This window comes from Burkholderia theae (assembly GCF_048565265.1).
Taxonomy (GTDB): domain Bacteria; phylum Pseudomonadota; class Gammaproteobacteria; order Burkholderiales; family Burkholderiaceae; genus Burkholderia; species Burkholderia theae.
Window position 1 is genome coordinate 2,059,849 of the sequence record NZ_CP183461.1, and the last position, 23,715, is coordinate 2,083,563.

The following is a 23,715-nucleotide window of genomic DNA, read 5'->3' on the forward strand; positions in this document are numbered from 1 at the left end:
TTTCATTTTCCTTGCAGCGGCGCCGCGAGCGGATGCGCATCGCGCGCCTGGGGTTTGACGGACAGCGTGAGGATCACCGCGGCGACGAGCGCGGCGCTCATGAACGCATACGACGCGACGGGCGACCCGGTCGCGCCGTTCAGGTAACCGACGAAGTACGAGCCGACGAACGAGCCGAGCGCACCCATGCTGTTGATCAGCGCCATCGCGCCGCCGGCGACGTTCTTCGGCAGCAACTCCGGCACGATTGCGAAGAACGGGCCGTACGGTGCGTACATCGCGGCGCCCGCGACCACCAGCAGCGCATACGAGATCCAGAAATGCGACGAGCCGAGTGCGTACGACGCGGCGAACGCGGCCGCGCCGATCAGCAGGAACGGCCACACGAAGCCGCGCCGCGAGCCGACCCGGTCGGACGCCCACGACGCGGCGATCATCGCGATCGTCGCCGCGAGATACGGCAGCGCGGACAGCCAGCCGGTCGCGACCATGCCGAGATCGGAGCCGTTCTTGACGATCGACGGCAGCCACAGCACGAAGCCGTATACGCCGATGCTCCAGCAGAAATACTGTGCACACAGCTTGATCACGGCCGGCGAGCGGAACGCCTCGCCATAGTTGCGCACGGGCTTGATCGCCGCCTGCTCGGCCGCCAGCGCGGCGTCGAGGTCGCGCTTTTCCTGCGCGTTGAGCCACGGCGAATCGGCCGGCTTGTCCTGCACGAGGAACCACCAGCACACGGCCCAGATGATGGCCGGCACGCCTTCGGCGATGAACATGTGGCGCCAGCCGAATTCGTGCACGAGATAACCCGACACGATCGACATCCACAGCACGGTGACCGGGTTGCCGAGGATCAGGAACGTGTTCGCGCGCGAGCGCTCGTTCTTCGTGAACCAGTTGCTGATGTAGATCAGCATCGCCGGCATCACGGCCGCCTCGACGACGCCGAGCAGGAAGCGGATCACCATCAGCGACGGGATGTTGCTGACCACGCCGGTGAGCGCCGCGCAGCCGCCCCACAGCACGAGACTGACGAACACGAGCTTCTTCACGCTGCGGCGCTCCGCATAGATCGCGCCGGGAATCTGGAAGAAGAAGTAGCCGAGGAAGAACAGCGCGCCGATCAGCGACGACAGGCCCTTGCTGATCCCGAGGTCCTGGTTGATGCCGGCCGCGGCCGCGAACCCGTAGTTCGCGCGGTCGAGGTAGGCGAGGCTGTACGTGATGAAGACGATCGGCATGATCGTCCACCAGCGTCGGGCTGCGAGATTGGTTGCCATCAGAATGTCTCCTATGTTGACCGGGCTGACACTTCAGCGCTTCGCGGCCGGAAGCGGTGCGTCAGCACCGTTCCGGTCGCCTGCTTTGCCGTCCGGTCCCACGCAAAGCGGTGCTCGATGCACGAAATGAATCCGCGGATTGTGCCGTGTCCGGCCTCTCATTGCGCGGTGACGGTTTCCTCTAAGCGATCAGCACGATTGCTGACATTTTCGATTCGATCGAGTGCGTCGCGGGTCGGCAAACCTTCCGAATCGCCGATCACCTGGATCGCGAGCGCGCCGATCCGGTTGCCGCGTGCGACCGCCTGCTCGATGCTCCGGCCTTCCAGCAGCGCGCTGACCACGCCGACCGCGAAGCCGTCGCCGGCGCCGACCGTGTCGACGACGCGCTCGACGCGCTCGCCCGCGACCGTGCCTTCACGGCCGTCGGCCGTCCGGAAGTACGCGCCTTCCGCGCCGAGCTTGATCACGACGCCACGCGCGCCCTGCGCGAGATAGAAGCCCGCGATGTCGGCCGGTGTGTCGTGCCCGGTGAGCTGCCGCCCTTCGGCGAGCCCCGGCAGCACCCAGTCGGCGAGCGTCGCGAGCGCGTTCAGCGTCTTCGCCATCACGTCGGCGGACGGCCACAGCGTCGGGCGCAGGTTCGGGTCGAACGAGATCGTCTTGCCGGCCGCGCGCATCTCGCGCGCGAGATGGAACGCGAGCTCGCAGGAGGTCGCGGAGATCGCCGGCGCGACACCCGTCAGGTGCAGGTGACGCGCTCCGAGCACGTAGTCGGCCACGTAGTCGTCGCACGACAGGTGGCTCGCGGCCGAGCCCTTGCGGAAATATTCGACGGTCGGATCGCTGCCGTCGTCGTTGCGCGACTTCAGCTGGAAACCGGTCGGGTAGCGCGGATCGACGGACACGCACGACGCGTCGATGCCCTCGCGCGCCAGCGTGTCGAGCACGTAGCCGCCGAACGAATCGCGGCCGACGCGGCTCATCCAGCCGACCCGGAAGCCGAGCCGCGCCAGGCCGATCGCGACGTTCAGGTCGGCGCCCGCGATGCGCTTCGTGAATTGCGCCGCCTGCGCGAGATGACCGGGCTCGGTCGCGACGAACATTGCCATCGCTTCGCCGTAGGTCACGACATCGAGTGCTGCTTTCATGACTGAACTCTCCAGTATCCTGCCGCCGTCACGCGGTTGCGAGCCACGCGACGCGCCGGCCTGCATCGCCCGCCAGGTCGGCCGCGTCGAACGGAAACTCGATGCCGCGCGGCGCATGCTGCGGCAGCGCCGCGAGCACGCCGGTCACGAGCGGGTCGTTCGGCGCCGGCGCGACCGCGAAGCGGCGCGCGCCCTCACCCGCGACCGCCTTGCAATGAATGTATTCCACATGCGGCGCGAGCATCTGCGCGCAATCAAGCGGCGCTTCGCCCGGCCACTGCCAGTTGCCGATGTCGAACGTCATCCCGAGCGCATCGGGCATGCCCGCCGCCGCCAGCGCATCGAACAGCCCGCGGAACTGCGCGAGCGTGCCGCCGACCGGAAGCTGGCCGTTCTCGACCACCACGCGGGCCCGCGCGCCGCGCGACAGCGCGACGATATCGGCCGCCTGCGCGTCGCCGGCAAAGCCGCCGAGCTGGAATTTCACGAAGCGTGCGCCGAGCGCGTCGGCTTCCGCGAGCGCGTCGCGCAATGCGTTCGCATCGAGCGCGCCCGTTTCCGTGTACAGCATGGCCGGCGTCGAATAGACCGACCACAGCCCGTGGCCGGCAAGCTGCGCGCCGAGCGCGATCAGCGCGCCGGGTGCCGCATCGTCGTCCGACGCGAACAGTTCGCGCCGCACCTCGAAACCGGTCGCACCGGCTGCCGCCGCGGTCGCGACGAATGCGCTGTGGCCCTCCTGGCGCACGCGGTCCATCCCGAATGCGCTCGCCACGATCACGATGTCTGCCATGTCTGCCCTTTTTTACCGAAATGGAACCGGTTCCATTTGCTTGAGACGGATGGTGCGCTTCGTGTCAGACCCACGCCATAGAGGAAATCCCTAAGACCGGTTGCCGCATGAACGCACGCCCGAAGGCGCGCATCGCGCGTTCCCGGGCCGGCTTCGGCTGCTCAGGCGAGGTCTTGCGAGAGGCTCATTTCGAGGAATTGCGCGGCGACCCGCGACGGCGCGCCGCCGTGCGGCACGAGGATGGAGAAATGACGCGTAAGCGGCGCGGGCGCGAGCGAACGCAGCACCAGCGCCGCATCCTGGTGACGCAGCGACATCGCGGACACGAAACCGACGCCCATCCCGGCACGCACGGCCTCCTTCACCGCTTCGACGCCCGCGATCTCGAACGCGACGCGCATCGGCGCGCCGCCGTGCGCGAACGCACGCTCGACCAGCTGCCGCACGCCGGAACCCTCCTCGCGCAGCACGAGCGGATGCGCGGCGAGCGCGGCGAGCGTCACGCCCGTGTCGTAGCCGGGCGCCGCGAGCGGATGGCCGGCCGGCACGATCGCGACGATCTCGTCCTCGTGCCAAGCATGCACAGCCGTGCCGGGCGGCAGCGCCTCGCCGGGCGGCCCTTCGATCATCGCGATGTCGAGCGACGGCAGCGCCGCGACCACGTCGGCCGTATTGCCGCTCATCGTATGGATCGCCACGCGCGGCGCGCGCGGCTGGAACTTGGCGATCAGGTACGGCAGCAGGTAGCTCGCGGGCGTCGTGCTCGCGCCGACCCGCAGCGTGCCGGCTTCGAGGCCGCGCACCGCATCGCGAAACGCGCGAGCCTGCGCGAACGTGTCGCGCTGCGCCTTCGCGTATTGCGCCAGCTGTTCGCCGACCGGCGTCAGGCGGATGCCGCGTCCGTCGCGCTGGTACAGCGGCTCCCCGAACTCGTCCTGCAGCAGCCGCAACTGGCCCGACACGGCCGGCTGCGACAGATGCAGCGCCACGGCGGCGTGGCTGATGTTCAGGTGTTCGGCGACGGCGGCGAACGTTATCAGTTGATCCGGGGTCATGGGGATAAATTATCGGCTTTCCGGATAGTTTACGTCACAAATCACAATTTTTCATATCGATATAACAAAATTAGGATTACAGCATCGCAACATGCTCCATCACGGTGCTTCCATGTCCACAGCCCCGACACCTCATCTCAGCCACGCCGCGCCGTCGATGCGCGGCCAATTGAACGGCGTGTTGTTCGTTGCGCTGTTCGCCGCCGCCGTCACGAGCCTGTCCGAGCTCCCCGCGATCGCGGGCCTCGGCCTGTCGCCGCTGATCGTCGGCATCGTCGCCGGCGCGCTGTACGGCAATGCGCTGCGCGACGGCATGCCGGCCAGCTGGGCGGCCGGCGTCAACTTCTCCGCGCGCAAGCTGCTGCGCATCGCGGTCGCGTTCTTCGGGTTGCGCGTGAGCTTGCAGGAAATCGCGCAGGTCGGGCTGCCGGGCTTGACGGTCTCGGTACTGGTCGTCGTCAGCACGCTCGTGATCGGCACCTGGGCCGGCATGAAGCTGATGAAGCTCGACCGCGACGCGGCGCTGCTGACCGCCGCCGGCAGCGCGATCTGCGGCGCGGCCGCCGTGCTCGCGTTCGAGTCGACGCTGCAGTCGAAGCCGCACCAGAGCGCGATGGCCGTGGGCAGCGTCGTGCTGTTCGGCACGCTGTCGATGTTCCTGTACCCGATCGCGTACCACGCCGGGCTGCTGAACCTCGATCCGGCCGGCCTCGGCCTGTTCTTCGGCGGCACGATCCACGAGGTCGCGCAGGTGGTCGGCGCGGCGAGCGACATCAGCCCGCAGGTCGCGCACATCGCGACGATCGTCAAGATGACGCGCGTGATGCTGCTGGTCCCCGTGCTGCTGGTGCTCGGCTGGTGGCTCGCCCGTTCGGCGCGTGCGACGGCCGGCGGCGCGCAAGGCAAGCGCAAGGTGGCCGTGCCCTGGTTCGCGCTCGGCTTCCTCGGCTTCGTGATCGTCAACTCGCTGAACGTGCTGCCGGGTCAGGTCACCCACACGCTGAACGTGCTCGACACCTTCGCGCTGACGATGGCGATGACCGCGCTCGGCATCGAAACGCGCGTGTCGCAGATCCGCGCGGCCGGCCCCCGCGCGCTGATGACCGGCCTGATCCTGTACGTGTGGCTGATCGCCGGCGGCTACGGGATCACCTGGGCGGTACAACATTGGCTTGGCTGAGCCCCGCAACACTTCGCGCGCCGCGCCCGACGGGATGGTCCCGCGGGCGCGGCGCAGTGCTATGCTTCGCGTCGTTTTCCATCGCCCTCTTTCAGCCGTGCTCTCGTTCCTGCTGAAGCTGCGCACTCGCGCCCAAACGCTGTTCCGCCTGTCGGACGCCCATACGATGCTGATCTGGTCGGCCATCGTCGGCGTCGGCGGCGCCTTTGCCACCATGGCGTTCCGCGAAGGCATCGACCTGATGCAGCACCTGATCTCCGGGCGCAGCGGCAGTTTCGTCCAGATGGCGAAGAGCCTGCCGTGGTACGTGCGGTTCTGGATGCCGGCCGCGGGCGGCTTCCTCGCCGGCTGCGTGCTGCTGCTCGCGACGCGCGGCGACAAGGCTTCCGGCAAGACCGACTACATGGAATCCGTCGCGCTCGGCAACGGCATCGTGCCCGTGCGGCAGAGCCTGTGGCGCAGCGTGTCGTCGCTGCTGACGATCGGCAGCGGCGGCTCGATCGGCCGCGAAGGCCCGATGGTGCAGCTCGCGGCACTCGCCGCGTCGCTGGTCGGCCGCTTCGTGCACTTCGATCCGCCGCGCCTGCGCCTGCTGGTCGCCTGCGGAGCCGCCGCCGGCATCACGTCCGCCTACAACGCGCCGATCGCCGGCGCGTTCTTCGTGTCGGAAATCGTGCTCGGCACGATCGCGATGGAAAGCTTCGGGCCGATGGTCGTCGCGTCGGTCGTCGCGAACATCGTGATGCGCGAATTCGCCGGCTACCGGCCGCCGTACGAGATGCCGGTGTTCCCGACCGTCACGGGCCCCGAGGTGCTGCTGTTCGTCGTGCTCGGCGCGCTGTGCGGCGTGCTCGCGCCGCAGTTCCTGCACCTGCTCGACGCGTCGAAGAACCAGTTCAAGCGGCTGCCCATGCCGCTGCCCGTGCGGCTCGCGCTCGGCGGCCTCGTGGTCGGCGTGATCTCGGTGTGGACGCCGGACGTGTGGGGCAACGGCTACAGCGTCGTGAACAACATCCTGCATTCGCCGTGGACCTGGCAGGCGCTCGTCGCGGTGCTCGTGTTCAAGGTGATCGCGACTTCCGCGACGGTCGGCTCGGGTGCGATCGGCGGCGTCTTCACGCCGACGCTGTTCGTCGGCGCGGTGTTCGGTTCGCTGTTCGGGCTCGCGATGGAAGCGCTGTGGCCCGGCCATACGTCCGCGTATTTCGCGTACGCGATCGTCGGGATGGGCGCGTTCATGGCGGGCGCCACGCAGGCGCCGCTGATGGCGATCCTGATGATCTTCGAGATGACGCTGAGCTACCAGGTCGTGCTGCCGCTGCTGGTGTCGTGCGTGTTCGCGTATTTCGTCGCGCGCGCGACGGGCACGACGTCGATGTACGAGATCACGCTGCACCACTACCAGGACGCGCAGGAACGGCTGCGGCTGCGCACCACGCAGATGCGCGAACTGATCCAGCCCGCGCAGACGGTCGTGCCGCTCACGGCGAGCGTCGCCGACATGACGCGCGTGTTTCTCGAATATCCGGTGAAGTACCTGTACGTGACCGACGATGCCGGGCGCTTCCGCGGCGCGGTCGCGCTGAAGGACATCACGTCGGACCTGCTCGACAAGCGCGACACGACCGACAAGACGGCCGCGCACTACGCGCATACGCCGTTTCCGCTCCTCACGCCCGACATGCCGCTGGCCACCGCGCTCGAACGCTTCATGGCGTTCCAGGGCGAACGGCTGCCGGTGATCGAAAGCGAGGCCGAGCCGACGCTCGCGGGGGTGGTCTACAAGACGTCGCTGCTCGACGCGTACCGCCGGATGACCGGCGAGCGCTGACCCGCGAGCCCGCTTTCCCGTTCAGTCCGGCGCGCGCCCCAGCACGACCCGCGCGAAGAACCCCGCGAGCACCGCTTCGGCCGTGTCGGCCGACACGTGCTGCGGATCAGCCGTGTAGTACGACTGCACGCCGTCGCACAGGCACATCAGCCCGAACGCGAGCGTGTCCGCCGGCAGCAGCAGCGGCGTGCCCGCACGCTCGGCAAAGCGCTGGATGAATTCGGCCATCTGCATGCGTTTGCCATGCAGGAACTGGTTGAAGCGCACGCGGAACTTCGCGTCGCGCGCCGCCTGCAGCTTCGCCTCGCCCCACAGCAGCGAGTATTCGTCGTCGCGAAACAGCGTCCGGTAGTACGCAAGCGCCATCGATTCCATCTGCTCGCGCGGCCCGCCTCCTTCGAAGATCGCCTCGAAATCGGCCCGCACCGACGCGTGGTCGTGCTCGAGCAGCTCCAGCAGCAGGTCCGACTTGCTGCGGAAATTCGAGTAGAACGCGCCGCGCGTATAGCCGGCCGCGGCCGCGATGTCCTCGACGCTCGCGGCCACATAGCCTTTCTTCAGAAAAATACGGTGCGCGGCTTTCAGCAGACGTTCACGCGTCTGGTCCCTGCTCTGCTCGCGAGTTAAGCGCTGTGGTTTCATGGCGCGCAGTCTAGCACCAATTCCCTTTCGGATTCATCTTTGCATTCGGATACAGGTGTGTATTAGAATCCGCCACAGTTTCCGAAAGATGTTGTCCGCGCGCCCGTGCCGGCGCCGCTTGGGGCAAGCGCCCGCCGCGCTTGCCGGCTTCGTTCCGCTCCACCTCACCTGGGGGTTTCGTGAATCGCTCCGGTTCCCGCGCCGCGCTGCTGATCGGCGCCGCGCTTGTCCTTGCCGCCTGTCATCCGAAAGAATCCGCGCCGCCCGCGCCACGCCCCGTCGTCGCGCTGCCCGCGCACGCCGACGACGCGGCGGCCGCACGCACGCTCCCCGGCGAGATCCAGCCGCGCTACGCGACGCCGCTGTCGTTCCGCATCGCCGGCAAGATCGTCGAGCGCAAGGTGCGCCTCGGCGATACGGTCAAGGTCGGCCAGGTCGTCGCACTGCTCGATCCGTCCGACGTCGAGAAAAACGCCGCAAGCGCGCAGGCGCAGCTGGATGCCGCGACGCACAGCCTCGCATTCGCGAAGCAGCAGCTCGACCGCGATCGCGCGCAGGCACGCGAAAACCTGATCGCGACCGCGCAGCTCGAGCAGACCGAGAACAGCTACACGTCGGCGCTCGCGCAACGCGACCAGGCTCAGCAGCAGCTCGCGCTCGCGAAGAACCAGCTCCGCTACGCGACGCTCGTCGCCGATCATGCCGGCTACATCACCGCCGAACAGGCCGACACCGGCCAGAACGTGTCGGCCGGCCAGGCCGTCTACCAGCTCGCGTGGTCCGGCGACGTCGACGTCGTCAGCGACGTGCCCGAGGCCGCGCTCGCGTCGCTCGCGCCCGGCCACACGGCGACCGTCACGCTGCCGTCGCTGCCGGGCCGCCAGTTCGCCGCGAAGGTGCGCGAAATCGCGCCGGCCGCCGATCCGCAAAGCCGCACGTATCGCGTGAAGCTCACGCTCGCCGCGCCCGATCCGGCGATCCGCCTCGGGATGACCGCCAGCGTCGCATTCGACGGCGCGCCGGCCGCCGGCGACGCGCAACCGATCACGCTGCCCGCGACCGCGCTGTTCCACGACGGCGCGCAACCGGCCGTGTGGGTCGTGCGTACGAAGGACGACACGCTCGAATTGCGCCGCGTCGACGTCGCGCGCTTCAACGAACGCACGGTGACCGTGTCGCACGGGCTGCAGCCGGGCGAACGCGTCGTGCTGCAGGGCGTGCATACGGTCAGCGCCGGCGAGAAGGTGCGCCCGATCGCGCCGTTGCATCCGGAGGACTTCGCATCGTGAGCACCCCCCACGAAGAAGGCCGGTTCAACCTGTCGGCGTGGGCGCTGCGCCACCAGGCGCTCGTCGTCTACCTGATCGCGCTCGCGACGCTCGCGGGCATCCTCGCGTACACGCGGCTCGCCCAGTCCGAAGACCCGCCGTTCACGTTCCGCGTGATGGTGATCCGTACGTTCTGGCCCGGCGCGACCGCGCGGCAGGTGCAGGAACAGGTGACCGACCGGATCGGCCGCAAGCTGCAGGAAACGCCGGCCATCGATTTCCTGCGCAGCTACTCGCGCCCCGGCGAATCGCTGATCTTCTTCACGATGAAGGATTCGGCGCCCGTGAAGGACGTGCCCGATACCTGGTACCAGATCCGCAAGAAGGTCGGCGACATCGGCTACACGCTGCCGCCCGGCGTGCAGGGCCCGTTCTTCAACGACGAATTCGGCGACGTCTACACCAACATATGGACGCTCGAGGGCGACGGCTTCTCGCCCGCGCAGCTCCACGACTATGCGGACCAGCTGCGCACCGTGCTGCTGCGCGTGCCGGGCGTCGGCAAGGTCGACTATTTCGGCGACCCCGACCAGCGGATCTTCATCGAGGTCAACAACGCGCAGCTCACGCGCCTCGGCATCTCGCCGCAGCAGCTCGGGCAGGCGATCAACGCGCAGAACGACATCTCGTCGGCCGGCGTGCTGACGACCGCCGACGATCGCGTGTTCGTGCGTCCGAGCGGCCAGTTCGACAATGTCGACGCGATCGCCGATACGCTGATCCGCATCAACGGCCGCACGTTCCGGCTCGGCGATCTCGCGACGGTCAGGCGCGGCTACGACGATCCGGTCATCACGCAGATGCGGGCGGCCGGCAAGGCCGTGCTCGGCATCGGCGTGACGATGCAGCCGGGCGGCGACGTGATCCGGCTCGGCAAGGCGCTCGACGCCGAATCGAAGAACCTGCAGGCGCAACTGCCGGCCGGTCTCAAGCTGACCCTGGTGTCGAGCATGCCGCACGCGGTCGCGCATTCGGTCGACGACTTCCTCGAGGCCGTCGCCGAAGCCGTCGCGATCGTGCTGGTCGTGAGCCTCGTGTCGCTCGGCCTGCGCACCGGGATGGTCGTCGTGATCTCGATTCCCGTCGTGCTCGCGGTGACGGCCCTCTTCATGTACCTGTTCGACATCGGGCTGCACAAGGTGTCGCTCGGCACGCTCGTGCTCGCGCTCGGGCTGCTCGTCGACGACGCGATCATCGCGGTCGAGATGATGGCCGTGAAGCTCGAACAGGGCTACAGCCGCGCGCGCGCCGCCGCGTTCGCGTACACCAGCACCGCGTTCCCGATGCTGACGGGCACGCTCGTCACCGTGTCGGGCTTCCTGCCGATCGCGCTCGCGAAATCGAGCACCGGCGAATACACGCGCTCGATCTTCGAGGTGTCGGCGATCGCGCTGATCGCGTCGTGGTTCGCGGCCGTCGTGCTGATCCCGCTGCTGGGCTTCCACCTGCTGCCCGAACGCAAGCGGCACGCGCACGAGGCACACCTGCCCGACGACCACGAGCACGACATCTACGACACGCGCTTCTACCGGCGGCTGCGCGGCTGGATCGACTGGTGCATCGAGCGGCGCTTCGTCGTGCTGCTGATCACGGGCGCGCTGTTCGTCGTGGCGCTGATGGGCTTCTCGCTGGTACCGCAGCAGTTCTTCCCGAGTTCCGACCGGCCCGAGCTGCTGGTCGACCTGCGACTGCCCGAGGGCGCGTCGTTCGCGGCTACGCTGCGCGAAACCGAGCGCCTCGAGAAGGTGATCGACAAGCGCCCCGAGATCGATCATTCGGTGAACTTCGTCGGCAGCGGCGCGCCGCGCTTCTACCTGCCGCTCGACCAGCAGCTTCAGTTGCCGAACTTCGCGCAGTTCGTGATCACCGCGAAATCGGTCGAGGATCGCGAAAAGCTCGCGACCTGGCTCGAAACCACGCTGCGCGACCAGTTCCCGGCCGTACGCTGGCGCCTGTCGCGGCTCGAGAACGGCCCGCCGGTCGGCTATCCGGTGCAGTTCCGCGTGAGCGGCGACAGCATCGCGACGGTCCGCTCGATCGCCGAGAAGGTCGCGGCGACGATGCGCGGCGACGCGCGTGCCGTGAACGTGCAGTTCGACTGGGATGAACCCGCCGAGCGCTCGGTGCGCTTCGAGATCGACCAGAAGAAGGCACGCGAGCTGAACGTCACGTCGCAGGACGTGTCGAGCTTTCTCGCGATGACGCTGTCCGGCACGACCGTCACGCAGTACCGCGAGCGCGACAAGCTGATCGCGGTCGACCTGCGCGCGCCGCGGGCCGATCGCGTCGACCCCGCGAAGCTCGCGGGCCTCGCGCTGCCGACGCCGAACGGCCCGGTGCCGCTCGGCTCGCTCGGCCGCTTCAAGCCGACGCTCGAATACGGCGTCGTGTGGGAGCGCGATCGCCAGCCGACCATCACCGTGCAGTCGGACGTGCGCGCCGGCGCGCAGGGCATCGACGTCACGCATGCGATCGACGCGAAGCTGAACGCGCTGCGCGCGCAGTTGCCGGTCGGCTATCAGATCAACATCGGCGGCTCGGTCGAGGAAAGCGCGAAGGCGCAGACGTCGATCAATGCGCAAATGCCGCTGATGGCGATCGCCGTGTTCACGCTGCTGATGATCCAGTTGCAGAGCTTCTCGCGCGTGCTGATGGTCGTGCTGACCGCGCCGCTCGGACTGATCGGCGTGGTCGCGACGCTGCTGCTGTTCGGCCAGCCGTTCGGCTTCGTCGCGATGCTCGGCGTGATCGCGATGTTCGGGATCATCATGCGCAACTCGGTGATCCTCGTTGACCAGATCGAGCAGGACATCGCGGTCGGCCACGGCCGGGTCGACGCGATCATCGGCGCGACCGTGCGGCGTTTCCGCCCGATCACGCTGACGGCCGCGGCCGCCGTGCTCGCGCTGATCCCGCTGCTGCGCTCGAACTTCTTCGGGCCGATGGCGACCGCGCTGATGGGCGGCATCACGAGCGCAACCGTGCTGACGCTGTTCTACCTGCCCGCGCTGTACGCGACGTGGTTCCGCGTGAAGCGCGACGAACGCGACCCGCAGGACGGTCCGCCGCCAGGCGGCAGCACGCCGGCCGCGCCGTCGGGAGCCTGATCATGGACGTATCGATGAACCTGAAAACGAAAGCCGTGCGGGCGCTCGCGGCCGCGAGCCTCGTCGGCCCGCTCGCCGGCTGCGCGTGGTTCGCGCCGAGCGGCGAGCCGCCCGCGATGCCGTCGCCCGCGCATTACGGCACCGCGCCGCAAGTCCAGCAAACCGTGTCCGCGCAAGGCGTCGCGCAGCAGTTCGAGGTCGGCGCGCAACCCGTGCCCGACTGGTGGAAGCAGTACCGTTCCGATTCGCTGAACGCGCTCGTCGACGAAGGGCTGCGCAACAGCCCGACGCTCGGTGCGGCGTCGCACTCGCTGGATGCCGCGCGCGAACAGCTGCGCGCGCAGATCGGCAGCTCGATGCTGCCGTCGATCGACGCGGTCGGCCAGGCCACGCGTCAGCGCGCACTCGGCGTGCCGATTCCCGCGCTCGGCGCGCCGACGCTGCTGTACGACACGTTCGTCGGGCAACTGCAGGCGAGCTACACGATCGATCTGTTCGGCGTCTCCCGCTTCGCCAACCGCGCGCTCGCGAAACGCGTCGACGTCAGCGCGTTCCAGCTCGAATCCGCGCGGCGCGCGCTGGCCGCGAACATCGTCACCGCGTCGATCACGGTGTCGGTGCTCAACGCGCAGATCAATACGACCGAGCGGCTCGTCGCGCTCTCGAACGACCAGGCGCACGACGCCGAACGCCGGTACGCGCTCGGCTCGGCGTCGCGCAGCGACGCGCTGACCGCGCGGCAAAGCGCCGACACGTTCGCGGCAAGCCTGCCCGCGCTGCGCCAGCAGCGCGACTCGGCGCGCCATGCGCTCGCGGTGCTGGTCGGCCGCACGCCCGACCGGCCGCCGGCCGATCTCACGCTCGCCGATCTGCACCTGCCCGAGCAGGTGCCCGTCGTGGTGCCGTCGGACCTGCTGCAAAGCCGCCCGGACATCCAGGCGGCCGACGCGGGGCTGAAGGCGGCCGCGGCCGAAGTGGGCGTCGCGACCGCGCAGATGTTCCCGCAGCTGTCGCTGTCGGCGGCGATGGGCCAGGGCGGCTTCAGCTGGCCGACGATGCTGTCGGGCGCCGGCGCGATCTGGAACGTCGGCGCGTCGCTGAGCCAGCCGATCTTCCACGGCGGCGCGCTGTTCGCGCAGCGCCGCGCGGCCAAGGCCACCTATGAAGCCGCGGTCGACCAGTACAAGCAAGCCGTGCTCGGCGCGTTCCAGAACGTCGCCGATTCGCTCGCGGCGCTCGAACACGATGCCGAGGCGCTCGACGCGTCGTCCCGCGCCGCGCTGTCCGCACGCGGCGCGTACGACGACGCGGCCGCCCGCGTGCGGCTCGGCGCGCTGCCGCCGTCGGCCGCGCGTGCCAGCGAACTGCAGTACCGCAACGCGCGGCTCGACGAGATCCGCGCGACCGGCGCGCGGTTCGCGGATACCGCGCGGCTCTATCAGGCGATGGGCACGCCGCCGGCCGGCAAGGCCGACAAAGCCGGCAAAACCGCCGACAAGGCGGCCGGTGACAGCGCAACCGGCAACGAAGCGCGCGCCGCCACGCCCGACACCCCGCCTTCGCCGCAATAAGCCGGCCTTTCGATCGGGCGCGCGCGATCTCCGGCGCGCCCGATTTCCGATCTTCCGCTTGACCCTCACGTAGCGTAACGTTCGAGACTCCAGTGTGCGTACCGAACGGAGGAACGAATGCGACTGAAAGTGGGAGAACTGGCGAAACGCAGCGGGCTGACCGTCCGCACGCTTCATCACTATCACGCGATCGGTCTGCTGACGCCTTCGGCGCGTGCCGACAACGGCTACCGGCTGTACGACCGCCACGACATCGCCCGGCTCCACCAGATCCAGGCGTTGCGTCGCTTCGGACTGTCGCTCACCGAAATCGGCGACTACCTGAACCAGCCCGACGCCCCGCTCGTCGATCTCGTCGCGAAGCAGATCGCGTCGCTCGACCGCCAGCTCGCGCAGACCGCGCAGCTGCGCGAGCGGCTCGTGCACCTGCACGCGCAGCTCGCCGCGGGCACCGAGCCGGAACTGGCCGATTGGCTCACCACACTGGAGTTGATGACCGTGTACGACAAATATTTCTCCGAGGCAGAACTCGCCAGCATGCCGATGTACCGCAAGAGCCAGACGGGCGACGCGGAATGGATCGCGCTCGTCGACGACGTGCGCGCGCTGCACGACGCGGGCGTGCCGCCCGAGGACGAGCGCGCCCGTGCGCTCGCCGGTCGCTGGATGGCGATGCTCGTGCGCGACACGAACAACGACCCGCGGCTGCTGGCGAAGCTGAACCTGATGCACGAACACGAACCCGCGATGCAGTCGAAGATCGGCATTTCGACCGCGCTGCGCGACTACGTGCTGCGCGCGGCTTCGGAAACGAAGATGCGGATCTTCGAGAAGTATCTTGCCCCGGACGAGATCCGCTTCATGCGGGCGCACTACGGCGAACGCGCGATGGACTGGCCGCAACTGATGGGCGACGTGCGCGACGCGATCGAATCGGGCGCGCAGCCCGATTCGCCGGAAGGACGTGCGCTCGCGCGTCGCTGGCTCGACCTGTTCTGCAGTTACGCGGGCAACGATCCGGCCACGCACGCGAAATTCCGCCACGCGATGATGAACGAGCCGCAGCTGACGAAGGACACGTGGGTCGACGAGACGCTGCTCGGTTTCATGCGCGAGGCGATGGCGCAGCTTGCGCCTGCGCGCTGATCGGGAATGGCGTGGCGGGCGGCATGCGGGTTACCGATCCGGCCGCCCGCGTCACCCCTTGCAGCCGGTATCGCGAACCGCATCCCGTGCCGGCATCGGCAACGCAAGGAGGCCGGCGCTTGCATGCGCGTTCCGGCAGTCGATGCGGCGCGCGCCCGACATCCCCGTCGCCAGCCTGGCGTCGATGGTATCGCGGCGCGCCGTGACGATGCGTCAATCCGGCTCGCTGACGCCGTCATCGCTGAACGCGAGCAGGTCGCCGGGCTGGCAGTCGAGATAACGGCAGATCGCCTCGAGCGTCGCGAAGCGGATGCCCTTGACCTTCCCTTGCTTGAGCAGCGACAGGTTCTGTTCGGTGATGCCGACAGCCGCCGCGAGATCCTTCGAGCGGACCTTGCGGGTCGCGAGCATCACGTCGAGCTTGACTACGATCGACATGGCGCGCCTCAGACGAACTGCCGATGTTCGGCGTCGAGCTCGCTCGCCTGCCGGAGAATGTGCGCGACGACCGCGATGCAGGCCGCGGTAAACAGCGCAACGACGTACGGCATGCTGAAGCCGATGCTGACCACGCGATGGCCGACCGGCTCGCGCATCGTCGCCCACACGCTCAGCAGCGGTTCGCACAGCAGGCTCAGCAACACCCACAGGCCGATCGCGCGGCCCGTCTTGCCGAGATGGCCGGCCGCCTGCGCGGAGAAATAGTCGCGGCGCGCGTAAGTCCGGAACAGCGCGCGCAGATGACGCAGCCCGTTCGCGAGCGCGACGAGCGGCACGCTCGACAACAGGATGCCGACCGCCTTTTGCCACCACGGGAATGCGGCGACATCCACGCGCAGGTTCGACATCACCGAGTCCGTCAGGCCGAATACGAAACCGGGCCCGGAGTCGGCCGCGCTCAGCGACGGAAACGCCCAGCAAGCGGCGTTGAGCGCCAGCATGGCGACGATGAACCACAGCGTGACGGCGGCCATCCGCTGGCTGATACGGGCGATGCGATCGGAATGCATGCGAGGTCCTCGACGGAGATTGAACACGCGCCGATTGTACGCCGATAATTATCGTAAAACGATAATTAATCGTCGTTTCGCCATGATTTTTTATCGTGCAACGGACTCTCGCCGCGTAGCCGAACCGGCTTCGCACGCGCCGCGGCGGCCACGCAGCCGCCTACTCGTAGTTGCGCACGCTGATCCCGTGCCAATGCTTCGTCATGTAGTGCAGAAACGCGGGATGGGCCTTCAGGTCCGCATTCGGCACCGGGGGCGCGCCGCCGTCCGAGAACTTGCCCTTGACCGTCACGGTTTCCTCGCCGCGCATCACGTACTTCGTGCCGCCGTCGACCAGGAAGTACTTGACCTGATCGGCGCTGATGTCGCCGCGGCAGCCGATCTTGTACGCGAACAGGAACTGCTTGCGGCCGTTGCCGAGCAGGTCGCGCATTTCGATCGACGCGGGCACGACGTCGAGGATCACGTCGACCGGGCATTCCTTCACGTAATCGCGCACCGTCCAGTCGGGGCGGCCGTCGAGCGTCGCGGAGACCTTGAGCGCGACGTCGTCGCCGGACGCGGTTCTGACGAGCGTCACCGCATGCGCGCCGGCCGCATCGGTCCATGTGTATTCGGCGGCCGGTGCCGGGCTGGCCAGCGCAGCGGCTGCGACGAACAGGCAAGGCGAAAGGAGGTGTCTCTTCATTGGCGATAGGGGCTGGATCGAACGCGCCATTATCGGCAAAGCCGCCTGCCGCTGCCAGCGGCGCCTGGCGCCCATGCTGCTTACCGGTCGCGCGACCCGAGCCCAAGTGCCTTCATTCGCCGGTACAACGTCCGCTCGCTCATCCCGACCTGCTCGGCAAGCGCCTTGCGCGTGCCGTCGAACGTGCGCGCGATGCGCACGAGTTCCGCGTCCGACACGCCGCGCACATCCGCCGCGCGGTCCTGCGGCACCGCCGAGGCGGCGACCAGTTCCGCCGGCAGATGCTCGACCCGGATCGTCCCGTCGTCCGCGAACAGGCACGCGCGTTCGAGCACGTTGCGCAATTCGCGGATGTTGCCGGGCCATGCATACGCATCGAGACACGCACGCGCACGCTCGGTCAGCACGAACGGCCGGGCCGCGAACGGCCGGGCGCTCGCGTCGCCCGCGCCGGTGCGCGCGTTCGCGATCCGCCGCAGGATCGATTCGGCCAGCAGCGCGACGTCGCCGCGCCGGTCGCGCAGCGCCGGCAACGGAATCGGAAACGCGTTGATCCGGTAATAGAGATCCTGCCGGAACCGGCCGTCGTCGATCATCTCGCGCAGCGGCTTGTGCGTGGCCGCGACGAGCCGGAAATCCGCGCGCAGCGCCTCGACGCCGCCGACGCGCCGGAACGTGCCCGATTCGATCAGCCGCAGCAGCTTCACCTGCATCGGCAGCGGCACGTCGCCGATCTCGTCGAGAAACAGCGTGCCGCCCTGCGCGGTCTCGACGAGGCCCGGCTTGCGCTGGTTCGCGCCGGTGAACGCGCCCTTCTCATAGCCGAACAGTTCGCTCTCGAACAGCGTCTCGGCGATCCCCGAGCAATCGACGACGACGAACGGCCCCATCGCGCGATCGCTCGCCTCGTGCAGCGCGCGTGCGAACAGCTCCTTGCCGGTGCCCGATTCGCCGAGCAGCAGCACCGGCAGCGTCGACGGCGCGACGCGCTGCAGTGCGCCGAGCGCCGCGTTGAACGCTTCGGCGCCGCCGACGAGCCCCTCCGCGCTCGGCTGCGCGGACGCGCTGCGCACCGTCGTCAGCCGCTCGACATACGCGATCACGTTGCCGGACGCATCGAAGATCGGCCGCAGCTCGACGTCGACATGCTCGGGGCCGCGCGGCGTGTGGTGGATGTGCAGCACGCGGTTCAGCCCGCGCGATTCGAGCGCCTGCTTCATCGGGCAATGCTCGCCGGCCTGGTCGCACGGCACGTCGTAGTGATGCGACACCTGGAAGCAGTGCCGGCCCACGTGCTCGACGCCCGCCACGCCGAACTGGCGCCGGTACGCATCGTTCGCCGCGAGGATGCGGTAGTCGGGATCGACGACGATCATCGGCTGCGGGTCCTGCTCGAGATACGCGACGAGCGCGCGCACGTCGGGCATGGCGTCGTGGCGCGGCGCGGGAACGATCGGGATGGTGTCGTGCGGATTCATGCGGACGCTCGGTGAGGATGCTGCCGGACGAACTGCCAGGCAGACTGCCAATTCTGCCACGACACTGCCAGATATGGCAGTCCATGTCCTGAACCCGGTGCCGCCGACGCCTGCGCATTGCCGACGCCGCACCGAAAACCCGAGCCGAATCAAGTCTCTGGCACATCGACCGGGGTTGCGGTGCCGGCTGGCACGTTTCTTGAGATAAAGATCCCGATTGCAGATGCAGAACCCGATCGAGGACACCCCGTGAGCCATGCCCCCACGCTGTCGGTCGAAGGCTTTTTCGACCCGGCGACCCACACCGTCAGCTATCTCCTGCTCGATACGGCGAGCCGCGCCTGTGCGCTGATCGACAGCGTGCTCGACTACGACCCGAAATCCGGCCGCACGCGCACCGACAGCGCCGACCGGCTGATCGCCCGCGTTGCCGAACTCGGCGCGACCGTGCACTGGCTGCTGGAAACGCACGTGCATGCCGACCACCTGTCGGCCGCGCCCTACCTGAAGGCGCGGGTCGGCGGCCGGATCGCGATCGGTTCGCACGTGCGCCGCGTGCAGCACGTGTTCGGCACGCTGTTCAACGCGGGCCCCGGCTTTGCGGACGACGGCCGCCAGTTCGACCAACTCGTCGACGACGGCGACACGCTCGCGCTCGGCGCGCTGACGATCCGCGCGCTGCACACGCCGGGCCATACGCCCGCATGCATGACCTACTGCGTCGACGACGCGACGCAGCGCGCGGCGTTTGTCGGCGACACGCTGTTCATGCCCGACTACGGCACGGCCCGCTGCGACTTCCCGGGCGGCGACGCGCGCACGCTGTACCGCTCGATCGCGCGCGTGCTCGGCCTGCCGCCCGACACGCGCCTGTACCTGTGCCACGACTACCAGCCGGGCGGCCGCGACGTGCAGTTCGTGACGACCGTCGCCGAGCAGCGCCGCGCGAACGTGCATGTGAAGGACGGCGTGACCGAGGACGATTTCGTCGCGATGCGCACCGCGCGCGATGCGACGCTCGCGATGCCCGTGCTGATGCTGCCGTCCGTGCAGGTCAACATGCGCGCCGGCCACCTGCCCGAGCCCGAGAACAATGGCGTGCGCTACCTGAAGATCCCGCTCGACGCGATCTGAGCGCTGCCGCCCCCAACCGAGACCCCCGACATGACCACCATTCGCAAGCTGACCGACGCATTGTCGGTCTCGCCGCAGATCGCGGCGGCCGACCTGCCCGCGCTGCACGCGGCGGGCATCCGCGCGATCATCTGCAACCGGCCCGACGGCGAAGGCCCCGACCAGCCGACCGTCGCCGAGATCCGCGCGGCCGCCGCGCCGCTCGGTATCGACGTGCATTACCTGCCGGTCGATACGGGCAAGGTCACCGACGACCAGGCCGCGCAGTTCGGTGCGCTCGTCGCGTCGCTGGAAGGCCCGGTGCTCGCGTATTGCCGCAGCGGCACGCGCTCGGCCACGCTGTGGGCGCTGTCGCAAGCCGGCCTGCGCCCGCTGAACGACATCGTCGCGACGGCCAATACAGCCGGCTACGACCTGCGCGCGCTCGCGTCACGCGTTGCTCAAGGCGGCAGGCAAGCCGCACCGGCCGTCGACGCGCGGCACGACATCGTGATCGTCGGCGCGGGTGCGGCCGGTATCGCGGTTGCATCGAGCCTGCTCGCGCGCGACGCGTCGCTCGACATCGCGGTGATCGACCCGGCCGACGTTCACTACTACCAGCCGGGCTGGACGATGGTCGGCGCGGGCGTGTTCCGGCCCGAGACGACCGCGCGCCAAATCACCGACTTGCTGCCGCGCGGCGTGCACCGGATCCAGGCCGCCGTCGCGGGCTTCGAGCCCGACGCGCATACGATCGTGCTCGACGGCTGCCGCCGCATCGGTTATCGCAAGCTCGTCGTGTGCCCGGGGCTCAAGCTCGACTGGGAAGCGATCGAAGGCCTCGCCGACACGCTCGGCCGCAACGGCGTCACGTCGAACTACCGCTACGATCTCGCGCCGTACACGTGGGAACTCGTCCGCGCGTTCCGCGGCGGCAATGCGCTCTTCACGCAGCCACCGATGCCGATCAAGTGCGCGGGCGCGCCGCAGAAGGCGATGTACCTGTCGTGCGACCACTGGCGCCGCGCGGGCCACCTCGACGCCGCGAACGTCGAATTCCTGAATGCGGGCGGTGCGCTGTTCGGCGTCGCCGACTACGTGCCCGCGCTGATGGAGTACGTGAAAAGCTATGACATCGCGCTGTCGTTCGGCCACAACCTCGTCTCGATCGACGGGCCCGCGCGCCGCGCGACGTTCGCACGCGCGCTGCCGGACGGCGGCAAGGAAACCGTCGTGCGTTCGTTCGACATGATCCACGTCGTGCCGCCGCAGAAGGCGCCCGACTTCGTGCGCGCGAGCCCGCTCGCCGACGCGGCCGGCTGGATCGACGTCGACCCGGCGACGCTGCGGCACAAGCAGTTTCCGGACATCTACGCGCTCGGCGACGTCACCAACACGACCAATGCGAAAACCGCCGCGGCCGCCCGCAAGCAGGCGCCCGTCGTCGCGCACAACCTGCTCGCGTCGCTCGGCCGCGCGCACGGCGACGCCGCGTACGACGGTTACGGCTCGTGCCCGCTCACCGTCGAGCGCGGCAAGATCGTGCTCGCCGAATTCCTGTACGGCGGCAAGGTCGCGCCGACCTTCCCCGCGTGGCTGATCGACGGCAAGCGCCCGTCGCGGCTCGCGTGGCTGCTCAAGGAACGGGTGCTGCCGCCGCTCTACTGGAAGGCGATGCTCAAGGGCCGCGAATGGCTCGCGAAGCCCGCGATCGCACGTTGACCGGAGCCCGATGACGTCATGCTGATTTCCCTCGTACTGGGCGGCTTCGTCGGCGCCGTGCTCGGCCTGACCGGCGCCGGCGGCGGCATTCTCGCGGTGCCCGCGCTCGTGGTCGGCATGAGCTGGCCGATGCAGCAGGCCACGCCCGTCGCGCTCGTCGCGGTGGCGGGCAGCGCCGCGCTCGGCGCGCTCGAAGGCTTCCGCCGCGGGCTCGTGCGCTATCGCGCGGCGCTGCTGATGGCCGTGGCCGGCGTGCCGCTGACCACGCTCGGCGTGCGGCTCGCGCACGTGCTGCCGCAACGCATGCTGCTCGCGCTGTTCGCGCTGACGATGCTGATCGTCGCCGGCCGCCTGCTGCGGCAGGCGCTGCGGCACGCGCCCGTCGATGCCGACGCGTCGCCGCTGTGCGTCGGCCGCGTGAATCCCGATACGGGCCGTCTCGTGTGGTCCTGGCCGGTCGGCGTCGCGCTTGCGTCGACCGGCGCGATGACGGGCCTGATGACCGGGCTGCTCGGTGTCGGCGGCGGTTTCGTGATCGTGCCGATGCTGCGCAAGTTCACGAACGTGTCGATGCACGGCGTCGTCGCGACGTCGCTGATGGTGATCGCGCTGGTCGGCACCGGCGGCGTGTTCGCGACGCTCGTGTCGGGCACGCACGCGCCGCTCGACGTGACGCTGTGGTTCACCGTCGCGACCGCGCTCGGCATGGCTGCCGGCCGCGGCGCATCGCGCCACCTCGCCGCGCGGCACGTGCAGGCCGGCTTCGCGGCCGTGCTCGTGTGCGTCGCGCTCGGGTTGCTGGCGAAGGCGGCATTCGGCGCGTGATCGATCGCACGGGCATCGACCGTGCCCGTCACCGCCGTCGCTCAGATTTGTTCATATGGCTGCCGGAATCCGCGTGCTAGAGTCGTCTCGCAACGCTGTTGCACACGCATCGAATCCAATAAAGAAAATGGAGCTCCGGCATGCAAGCAAGCACACGAGGATGCGCGGCGATCGCCGCGCTGCTGTTCGCCCCACTCACCGCTTTCGCGACACCCGCCTACACCGCCGCACTGACGCTCGCCACGCTCTCGCCGTCGGTCGGCGGGACCGACAAGGCAACGCTCAAGCTCGCCAACACCGGTGCCGCGCCTGCCGCCGCCGGGCTCTTCATCGGGATGCCCGCCGGCTTCACCGCGAACGGCCTCACCAGCACGTGCGGCGGCACGCTGACGGATGACGGCGCGTCGCGGGTCGCGCTGTCCGGCGTGACAGTGCCGCCCGGCGGCACGTGCACGCTCGGCTTCACGCTCGACGTACCGCCCGTCGCGTCGCTGCCGCCTGCAGGCGCGCGCAGCTTCACCGTCACAGGCAACCCGGCACCCGGTCTCGCGACGCTGTCCGCCAGCACCGCGCCGACGTTGTCCGGCTTCCTCGGCTCGACGCCGGGGCTCTACAGCAACACGTGGTTCCCGTCGACCGTGCGCAGCGTCGGCACGCTCGATCTGTTCATCACGCCGCGGACCGACCCCGGCCCGAACTCGAACGTGTTCTGGTCGAACCAGGTCAATTCGCTGAACGGCTACACCGGCCTGCAGTCGACCGAACTGGTATCGGCCAGCGAAGGCACCGGCCGGCAATTCCTGTTCAGCCTGTGGGGCGCGACGGCCGCAAAACCCGGCACGCCGGCCAGTGCCGGCATCGGCGCGGGCAGCTACTGCACGGTCAGCGGCTCGGCGACCGACGGCAGCGCGGGCGCGCAGTGCCGCTACCGCTACGACTGGCAGGCCGGCCACACCTACCGGTTCCGCATCACGCCGGACACGGCCCAGGGCCCCGGCTGGTTCAAGAGCAACGTCACCGACGTGACGCCCGGCTCGACCGGCGACAGCTTCGACATCGGCAGCATCTACGTCGGCACGACGCAGACGCAGGTGCCGGTTTCGTCGATCAGCCAGTGGGTCGAGTATTTCGACTGGAACTCGAGCCGCACGAGTTGCACGTCGATCGCGCACACCGATGCGCAGTTCAGCATTCGCGCTTATGACGCAATCGGCAACGCGGTGGCCGTGCCGGCACCGTCGGTCACCGTCAACAAGACCTGTCCGGCAAGCGATGCGAATGCGTCCGTATCGAACGGCGTCGCGACGCTGATCGGCGGCCCGCAGCAATCGGCAGCCGGCCTCGTGAAAGCAAGCGGCGCGTGCCTGACCGCGTCGGGCGGTCTCGCCGACGGCCATCCTGCGGCGCTCGGCGCCTGCCCGACGCTCGCGTCGGTGCGCACGTCCGGCGGCACGCACTTCAATCCGCAACTGTGGGTCGTCGCGAGCGACGGCACGCTGCAGACGAAGTACAGCTACTGCCTCACCGCGCAGGCAGCCGGCGCGGGCAACGGTGCGCTGCTGCGCACCTGTACCGCCGGTGTAGCCGATCAGCAATGGCGCGTGAAAGCCGGCACCGCACCGGGTTCGGCGCAGCTCGTCTCGCAGACCGGCCGCTGCCTCGCGCCCGCGGCCGGCGGCACGCTGAGCCTCCAGCCGTGCACGGCCGCCACCGCAGTCTGGACGACACCCAGCAAGAGCTTCGCGTACTGACCGGCGCTGCAGCACACGCAGCCCGCCAAACAAAACGCCCG

The 23,715-nt window shown here is 69.0% G+C and carries 19 protein-coding genes; 10 read left to right on the forward strand and 9 right to left on the reverse strand.

From position 1 onward, the window contains the following. Positions 1–2 precede the first annotated feature (2 nt). The 4 genes from ACN22W_RS09750 to ACN22W_RS09765 all read right to left on the reverse strand — a co-directional run bounded on the left by ACN22W_RS09750 (position 3) and on the right by ACN22W_RS09765 (position 4,282). Complete coding sequence (locus tag ACN22W_RS09750; protein WP_129514654.1) at positions 3–1,283, reverse strand: MFS transporter; 1,281 nt, start codon at positions 1,281–1,283, stop codon at positions 3–5. A gap of 158 nt (positions 1,284–1,441) precedes the next feature. After that, entirely contained in the window at positions 1,442–2,434 is a 993-nt protein-coding gene (locus ACN22W_RS09755; RefSeq protein WP_419683865.1) for a sugar kinase, read from the reverse strand. A 28-nt stretch (positions 2,435–2,462) separates the two neighbouring features. Beyond that, complete coding sequence (locus ACN22W_RS09760) at positions 2,463–3,227, reverse strand: sugar phosphate isomerase/epimerase family protein (protein ID WP_419683867.1); 765 nt, start codon at positions 3,225–3,227, stop codon at positions 2,463–2,465. A 161-nt stretch (positions 3,228–3,388) separates the two neighbouring features. Beyond that, entirely contained in the window at positions 3,389–4,282 is an 894-nt protein-coding gene (locus ACN22W_RS09765) for a LysR family transcriptional regulator (protein WP_419683869.1), read from the reverse strand. 112 nt (positions 4,283–4,394) lie between these two features. On the opposite strand from ACN22W_RS09765, the gene ACN22W_RS09770 reads away from it, so the two are divergent. After that, positions 4,395–5,462, forward strand: coding sequence for a YeiH family protein (locus tag ACN22W_RS09770; RefSeq protein WP_343492333.1), 1,068 nt, complete (start codon positions 4,395–4,397; stop codon positions 5,460–5,462). A 97-nt stretch (positions 5,463–5,559) separates the two neighbouring features. Beyond that, positions 5,560–7,293, forward strand: a complete 1,734-nt coding sequence (locus ACN22W_RS09775; protein WP_419687403.1) for a ClcB-like voltage-gated chloride channel protein — start codon at positions 5,560–5,562, stop codon at positions 7,291–7,293. 21 nt (positions 7,294–7,314) lie between these two features. Here the strand turns inward: ACN22W_RS09775 and ACN22W_RS09780 are convergent, their stop codons facing one another. Further along, positions 7,315–7,935, reverse strand: a complete 621-nt coding sequence (locus tag ACN22W_RS09780; RefSeq protein WP_129514660.1) for a TetR/AcrR family transcriptional regulator — start codon at positions 7,933–7,935, stop codon at positions 7,315–7,317. Between the two features lie 179 nt (positions 7,936–8,114). On the opposite strand from ACN22W_RS09780, the gene ACN22W_RS09785 reads away from it, so the two are divergent. From ACN22W_RS09785 to ACN22W_RS09800, 4 genes are all read left to right on the forward strand, one after another. Continuing rightward, on the forward strand, positions 8,115–9,224 hold the full coding sequence (locus ACN22W_RS09785; RefSeq protein WP_419683872.1) for an efflux RND transporter periplasmic adaptor subunit: 1,110 nt from the start codon (positions 8,115–8,117) through the stop codon (positions 9,222–9,224). Further along, complete coding sequence (locus ACN22W_RS09790; protein WP_419683874.1) at positions 9,221–12,370, forward strand: efflux RND transporter permease subunit; 3,150 nt, start codon at positions 9,221–9,223, stop codon at positions 12,368–12,370. The genes ACN22W_RS09785 and ACN22W_RS09790 overlap by 4 nt, the downstream gene beginning before the upstream one ends. Before the next feature lie 2 nt (positions 12,371–12,372). Continuing rightward, positions 12,373–13,941 (forward strand): efflux transporter outer membrane subunit, encoded by a 1,569-nt coding sequence (locus tag ACN22W_RS09795; protein WP_419683876.1) that lies wholly within the window; start codon positions 12,373–12,375, stop codon positions 13,939–13,941. Between the two features lie 117 nt (positions 13,942–14,058). After that, positions 14,059–15,087 (forward strand): MerR family transcriptional regulator, encoded by a 1,029-nt coding sequence (locus tag ACN22W_RS09800; protein ID WP_129514664.1) that lies wholly within the window; start codon positions 14,059–14,061, stop codon positions 15,085–15,087. A gap of 213 nt (positions 15,088–15,300) precedes the next feature. Here ACN22W_RS09800 and ACN22W_RS09805 read toward each other — a convergent pair whose 3' ends face one another. From ACN22W_RS09805 to ACN22W_RS09820, 4 genes are all read right to left on the reverse strand, one after another. Continuing rightward, the gene (locus ACN22W_RS09805; protein WP_129514665.1) at positions 15,301–15,525 is read right to left on the reverse strand and encodes a helix-turn-helix domain-containing protein; all 225 of its coding nucleotides are present in this window, start codon (positions 15,523–15,525) and stop codon (positions 15,301–15,303) included. A gap of 8 nt (positions 15,526–15,533) precedes the next feature. Next, a complete protein-coding gene (locus ACN22W_RS09810; RefSeq protein ID WP_419683879.1) occupies positions 15,534–16,097 on the reverse strand; it encodes a DUF2975 domain-containing protein in 564 nt (187 codons plus the stop codon). Positions 16,098–16,257: 160 nt separating this feature from the next. Beyond that, positions 16,258–16,785, reverse strand: coding sequence for a M949_RS01915 family surface polysaccharide biosynthesis protein (locus ACN22W_RS09815; protein WP_419683881.1), 528 nt, complete (start codon positions 16,783–16,785; stop codon positions 16,258–16,260). Between the two features lie 80 nt (positions 16,786–16,865). Further along, positions 16,866–18,263 (reverse strand): sigma-54 interaction domain-containing protein, encoded by a 1,398-nt coding sequence (locus tag ACN22W_RS09820; RefSeq protein WP_419683883.1) that lies wholly within the window; start codon positions 18,261–18,263, stop codon positions 16,866–16,868. A gap of 249 nt (positions 18,264–18,512) precedes the next feature. Between ACN22W_RS09820 and ACN22W_RS09825 the strand changes: the two genes are divergently transcribed. From ACN22W_RS09825 to ACN22W_RS09840, 4 genes are all read left to right on the forward strand, one after another. After that, the gene (locus tag ACN22W_RS09825; protein WP_419683885.1) at positions 18,513–19,397 is read left to right on the forward strand and encodes an MBL fold metallo-hydrolase; all 885 of its coding nucleotides are present in this window, start codon (positions 18,513–18,515) and stop codon (positions 19,395–19,397) included. Positions 19,398–19,427: 30 nt separating this feature from the next. Beyond that, positions 19,428–21,098 carry a TIGR01244 family sulfur transferase gene (locus tag ACN22W_RS09830; protein ID WP_419683887.1) on the forward strand — a complete coding sequence of 557 codons (1,671 nt, stop codon included), beginning with the start codon at positions 19,428–19,430 and terminating at the stop codon, positions 21,096–21,098. A gap of 18 nt (positions 21,099–21,116) precedes the next feature. Beyond that, on the forward strand, positions 21,117–21,923 hold the full coding sequence (locus tag ACN22W_RS09835; protein ID WP_343492324.1) for a sulfite exporter TauE/SafE family protein: 807 nt from the start codon (positions 21,117–21,119) through the stop codon (positions 21,921–21,923). Between the two features lie 140 nt (positions 21,924–22,063). Continuing rightward, complete coding sequence (locus tag ACN22W_RS09840) at positions 22,064–23,674, forward strand: ricin-type beta-trefoil lectin domain protein (protein WP_419683890.1); 1,611 nt, start codon at positions 22,064–22,066, stop codon at positions 23,672–23,674. Positions 23,675–23,715 lie beyond the last annotated feature (41 nt).

What these genes read in the sequence shown, in the direction of transcription:
- ACN22W_RS09805 (WP_129514665.1), bottom strand. Translation starts at nt 15,525, where the DNA reads ATGTCGATCGTAGTCAAGCTCGACGTGATGCTCGCGACCCGCAAGGTC.
- ACN22W_RS09780 (WP_129514660.1), bottom strand. Translation starts at nt 7,935, where the DNA reads ATGAAACCACAGCGCTTAACTCGCGAGCAGAGCAGGGACCAGACGCGT.
- ACN22W_RS09830 (WP_419683887.1), top strand. Translation starts at nt 19,428, where the DNA reads ATGACCACCATTCGCAAGCTGACCGACGCATTGTCGGTCTCGCCGCAG.
- ACN22W_RS09750 (WP_129514654.1), bottom strand. Translation starts at nt 1,283, where the DNA reads ATGGCAACCAATCTCGCAGCCCGACGCTGGTGGACGATCATGCCGATC.
- ACN22W_RS09760 (WP_419683867.1), bottom strand. Translation starts at nt 3,227, where the DNA reads ATGGCAGACATCGTGATCGTGGCGAGCGCATTCGGGATGGACCGCGTG.
- ACN22W_RS09815 (WP_419683881.1), bottom strand. Translation starts at nt 16,785, where the DNA reads ATGAAGAGACACCTCCTTTCGCCTTGCCTGTTCGTCGCAGCCGCTGCG.
- ACN22W_RS09770 (WP_343492333.1), top strand. Translation starts at nt 4,395, where the DNA reads ATGTCCACAGCCCCGACACCTCATCTCAGCCACGCCGCGCCGTCGATG.
- ACN22W_RS09795 (WP_419683876.1), top strand. Translation starts at nt 12,373, where the DNA reads ATGGACGTATCGATGAACCTGAAAACGAAAGCCGTGCGGGCGCTCGCG.
- ACN22W_RS09755 (WP_419683865.1), bottom strand. Translation starts at nt 2,434, where the DNA reads ATGAAAGCAGCACTCGATGTCGTGACCTACGGCGAAGCGATGGCAATG.
- ACN22W_RS09820 (WP_419683883.1), bottom strand. Translation starts at nt 18,263, where the DNA reads ATGAATCCGCACGACACCATCCCGATCGTTCCCGCGCCGCGCCACGAC.
- ACN22W_RS09810 (WP_419683879.1), bottom strand. Translation starts at nt 16,097, where the DNA reads ATGCATTCCGATCGCATCGCCCGTATCAGCCAGCGGATGGCCGCCGTC.
- ACN22W_RS09835 (WP_343492324.1), top strand. Translation starts at nt 21,117, where the DNA reads ATGCTGATTTCCCTCGTACTGGGCGGCTTCGTCGGCGCCGTGCTCGGC.
- ACN22W_RS09800 (WP_129514664.1), top strand. Translation starts at nt 14,059, where the DNA reads ATGCGACTGAAAGTGGGAGAACTGGCGAAACGCAGCGGGCTGACCGTC.
- ACN22W_RS09840 (WP_419683890.1), top strand. Translation starts at nt 22,064, where the DNA reads ATGCAAGCAAGCACACGAGGATGCGCGGCGATCGCCGCGCTGCTGTTC.
- ACN22W_RS09765 (WP_419683869.1), bottom strand. Translation starts at nt 4,282, where the DNA reads ATGACCCCGGATCAACTGATAACGTTCGCCGCCGTCGCCGAACACCTG.